At 67.7% G+C, this 4,293-nt stretch carries 3 protein-coding genes and 1 pseudogene; 1 reads left to right on the top strand and 3 read right to left on the bottom strand.

What is annotated here, in order from left to right:
* Positions 1 to 327: 327 nt before the first annotated feature.
* The 3 genes from WCB02_RS35635 to WCB02_RS35625 form a co-directional block, all read right to left on the bottom strand.
* Positions 328 to 1,575 (bottom strand): cation:proton antiporter, encoded by a 1,248-nt coding sequence (locus tag WCB02_RS35635; RefSeq protein ID WP_423966160.1) that lies wholly within the window; start codon positions 1,573 to 1,575, stop codon positions 328 to 330.
* A gap of 65 nt (positions 1,576 to 1,640) precedes the next feature.
* Positions 1,641 to 2,642, bottom strand: a complete 1,002-nt coding sequence (locus WCB02_RS35630) for a Na+-dependent transporter (RefSeq protein ID WP_423966157.1) — start codon at positions 2,640 to 2,642, stop codon at positions 1,641 to 1,643.
* A gap of 201 nt (positions 2,643 to 2,843) precedes the next feature.
* Positions 2,844 to 3,623, bottom strand: a complete 780-nt coding sequence (locus tag WCB02_RS35625; protein ID WP_423966155.1) for an SDR family NAD(P)-dependent oxidoreductase — start codon at positions 3,621 to 3,623, stop codon at positions 2,844 to 2,846.
* A 262-nt stretch (positions 3,624 to 3,885) separates the two neighbouring features.
* Between WCB02_RS35625 and WCB02_RS35620 the strand changes: the two are divergent.
* A pseudogene (locus WCB02_RS35620) lies at positions 3,886 to 4,293 on the top strand (DUF2155 domain-containing protein); the annotation flags it as partial.

Here is a 4,293-nt window from a genome sequence, read left to right as displayed (position 1 = left end):
GCGTGGAGGCGAGCGCCGCGCCGCTGCCGATCGCCAGCGCGTAGCGCAGCGCCTCGCGGCGATCTTCCGAAATCCTGCTGTCGTCCGATGGGGGCACGCATCTCTCCTGCACCAAGCTTTGCGGAGCCTAACGCGCGCGTTGCGACGCAGCAATAGACGCTGCACGGCTCATCCGGGGGCGCCCACCGCGCCGCAAAGGCAGGGTGGGTGTTCCGCCACCCTGGGGGTTATAGGGGGACACACACAAGGGGTGGAAGGGTGGTGGAAGCCTCGCCATTTTGCCCGCAATCGAGACGCTTGCGCCGCCCCGATCGCGGCCCGCCGTGCTCATGGCGCCTCCTTCGCCTCCATCAGCCCGAGCCGGCGGCCGAGCCATCCGGTGGTCGGGGCCTGGATCAGGATCGTCATCAGGATGGCGACGAAGGTGACGGAGGCGATCACGTGCGCGCCGGGCGCCTTGATGCCGAGCAGCAGCCCGGCAAGCGCCGCGGGAATGACGCCGGTCTCCCGCGTCCAGCACATGAACACGAGTTCGGCGAAACTCCAACGCGCGCGGCGGTCGGGCAGGGCGCAGAGAAACACGGTCAGCGGCCGCGCCACCAGCATCAGGACCGTGACGACTGCGACGCTGCCACGCCAGTGCTGGCCGACTTCGGCAAAATCGATCTGGGTCCCCAGCAGGATGAAGATGAACAGGCGCATGATGAAGGCCGTGGTCAGCACGAATTCGTCGAGCTTCTGCGCTTCGCCCGGCTCCATCTTGAAGCCGAAACTTTCCTTGTTGCCGAGCATCACGCCGCACACGAACACCGCCATGAAGCCCGAGGCCTGCAGGTCGCTGGCCGCGAAATAGGCGCCGACCACGGCGATCAGCGTCACGACCGGCGCGTATTCGGACAGGAACGCCCATTTCTCGTGCGCGATCAAGAGCGCCGCCAAGAGGCCGAGCGCGATGCCGGCGCCGATCCCGATCGCGGATTGCTTGACCAGCGCGAACAGCGCGTTCGCAAGCGAGAAGTCGCCGCCACCGCTCACCAGCGCCAGCAGCGTGAAGGTCAGGATCGCGCTCAAGGGGTCGTTGAACGCCGACTCGCTGACGACGGTCTGCGCGACGCGCTCGCGAATCCGGATCTGGCGAAAGATCGGCATCAAGGTTGCCGGATCGGTCGAGGCCAGTGTCGAGCCGAGCAGCAGGGCTATCAGCGGCGGCAGGCCGAACACGGCGTGGGCTGCGAGCCCGACGATGCCGGCGGTGATCAGCACGCCCGCGGTCGCGATCACCACCAGGGTGATCCAGACCTCTTTCAGCACCCGCAATCGCAGCGCGGCCCCGCCATCGAACAGGATGTAGCTCGCGCCGAACAACAGGACGACCTGGTTCAGCGCCGAGCTTGCGGGAATCTCGATCAGCGCCAGCGTGTGCGGGCCGATCGCGATCCCCGCCAGCAGGAAGACCGCGACATCCGGAATCCGAATTCTCTGCGCCACGAAGGCTGCGAGCGTGCCGATCGCCAGGATCAGCCCGCAGGCGAGCAGCGTATGCCGGGCGATCTCGATCGAGGCGGACGATTCCATGGCCGATCTATAGCGAGGGGCGCCGGATCCGGCGAGTCCGCGCCGGTCGGACTGGTGATCGCGGCTCAGGCGTCGGCGGCTTCGGTGACGGCGGGCATTGCGGGCGCGCTTACCCTTCGCACCAGCGGCTTGAGCAGCTGAGGCGCCAGATAGATCGGAAATTGGCACAGCGCGAAATAGAGCCATGTCGTCCCCGGCACCACGCCATCGGTGGCGGCGAGCATCAGCCCCATATTGCGCTGGGACACCATCATGCCGAGCGCCAGCGCACGGTCGCGGCCGAGCCTGCGGAAGATCAGCATAGTCACGGCGAGCAGCAGGACAGAGACCGCGAAGGCGAGCGCCGCGAGGCCGATCATCCCGACCGGGTCGGCCAACACCTTCGCGGCGACGTCGCCCATGACGGCCGCGACGAAGACAAGCAGGATCAGGATGTTGAATCCGTCGATCGGCAGCCGGTGCTGCTTGATGGCGGTGGCGCCCGCGCGCCAGCGGATCGCGGCCGCGACCGCGACTGCGCCTGCCAGGATCGCGGCGAGCTTCAGCCCGAGCCCGAGTGGCGACAGCGTCAGCACGCCGTCCAGGAACAGATAGGCAAACAGCGGCGCCGTTACGGGAATGAGCGCCGTGCCGGCCACGAGCGTGACCAGGACCAGCGTCGCATCGAGGCCCATCAGGGCCGCAAGCGAGGGGCCGGCCATCATCGGCGAGGCGACCGCCTGCAGCATCAAGGCCAGGAACAGCCCCGGCGCGTGCAGGTCGATGCCGGCCGCATGCGCGCCGGTACCGACGATCAACGGCACCCCGATCGTGGTCCAGACCGTTGCCGCGATCACGATGCCCGGCCGCCGCAGATAGGCGCGCAGCGCGCCGGTGTCGACCCGCATGAAGGAAATGCAGAGCAGGAGAAACACCGCCTCGGTGACGAACGGCTTGAGCAGCGTGCCGAGCGGCGGGACCGCAAGCCCGATGAACACCAGGGCCGCGATCGCGCGCGTGCCCTGGCCGCCGAGCCAGCTCAGCGCCTGCACCGGGAGCGCAAGAATTCTCTGCAGGCTGATGGGCATGCGCTGGTCTGCTCGCGGTTTGCGTGAGATGGTGCCGAACATGGGGCAACGCAGCGGCGAAACAAAGTCACGTCTCGTTACCGTCTGTTGCCAGGCGCTTTGGATCGAATTGCTGATCCAACGTCTTCAGCCAGGCGCCGATCCCGCCGGGTACTTTCGACGAGGATGCGTCGATGCTATCGCATGCGCCTGGTCGCGCCGTCACGCCGCGGTGCGTCCGCCATCGACGGTATAGGCCGAGCCCGAGACATAGCTCGCCTCATCGGATGCCAGGAACGCGACGATGGAGGCGACCTCGCTGGCCAGCCCCAGCCGGCGCGCGGGAATCCGCTCGACGATCTTCTCCGGCGGCGTCGGTGCGTTGCCGGCCTTGCGGCCGTCGAGGATGGCAGAGAGCATGCGGCTGTCGATCAGGCCGGGGCAGACGCAATTGACGCGTACGTCAGTGCCGGTGCATTCCCATGCCGCGCTCTTGGTGAGCCCGATCACCGCATGCTTGCTCGCGCTATAGACCGCGATCTGCGGCGAGCCCACCAGCCCGGCGATCGAGGCGGTGTTGATGATGCTGCCCCTGTTCTGCTTCAGCATCACCGGCAGCACATGCTTCAGGCCCAGGAACACGCCGACCACGTTGACGTCGATCACCTTGCGAAACGCCTCAAGGCTGTATCGTGTGATCGGCTTGACCTCGCCCTCGATGCCGGCGTTGTTGTAGAACACGTCGACGCTGCCGAACCGGTCGACGGCGGCGCGGACGTAGTCGGCAACTTCATCCTCTTCGGTGACGTCGGCGACCACTGCGAGCGCCTCGGCCGAGCTGGGCAGCGCGTTGATCGCGGCCTCGAGCTCCTCGCGCTTGCGGTCGACGGCAACGATCCGCGCGCCGCGTTCGGCCAACAGGCCGATGGTCGCGCTGCCGATGACGCCGGCAGCGCCGGTCACGACGGCGATGCGGCCGTCCAGACGAATGCGATCGGGCATGTTTCCTCGCTTCTCCGGTTCAATCCGGATTTCCTGTTGGGAGCCGCGCCGGGGCGCGCGGACGCGTCATCAAGCGCGGAACTATTTCATCCGGAGCCGGCCCTGACCAGAGCCGGGCGAGGGGGTGGCTGAGGGGGCGGCTTGTGGCCCTTTCCCCGCCGTATTCGGCATGTTAACCGGATGACCTGCGAGCGGCCGTCAAAGCCGTGCCCCCTGGACAATGATCGACAGGCCCGATTCGTCCCTCTTAAAGCCGCGCGAGATGCTTCGAACCATCGTTTTGGCCAGCTTTGCGGCCCTTGTTGCCGCCATGGGACTCTCGCTTGCGCCGCCCGCGCGGGCGCAGATCGGCAATATCTTTTCCGATCCCGTGCCGCGTCCGCCCGCCAATATTCCGCGCGGTGGCCGGGATCAGGCACCGCCGCCCGACGAGGAAGAGGAGGTTCCGGATCTGCCGCCGCAGGGACGCGTGCTGCCGGCGCCGAACCGTGCGCCGTCCGGACAAAGTTCGGCGATGCCGGGGCAGGTGCAATCGCAGCCTCTGGCGCCGCCTCCCGGTACGACGGTGATTCCGCAAAACGTACCGCCGCCGGCGCTTGCCAACGCGCCGCCGCAACCCGGCCAGGCCAATGCCCCCGGGCAGCGCCAGCCCAAGGGCGTGCCGCAGGCG

Source organism: Bradyrhizobium sp. (assembly GCF_049581145.1).
In the GTDB taxonomy this organism is placed as follows: Bacteria; Pseudomonadota; Alphaproteobacteria; order Rhizobiales; family Xanthobacteraceae; genus Bradyrhizobium.
Note: the sequence above shows the minus strand (reverse complement) of the source record. Positions and strands in the feature narration are given on the sequence as shown.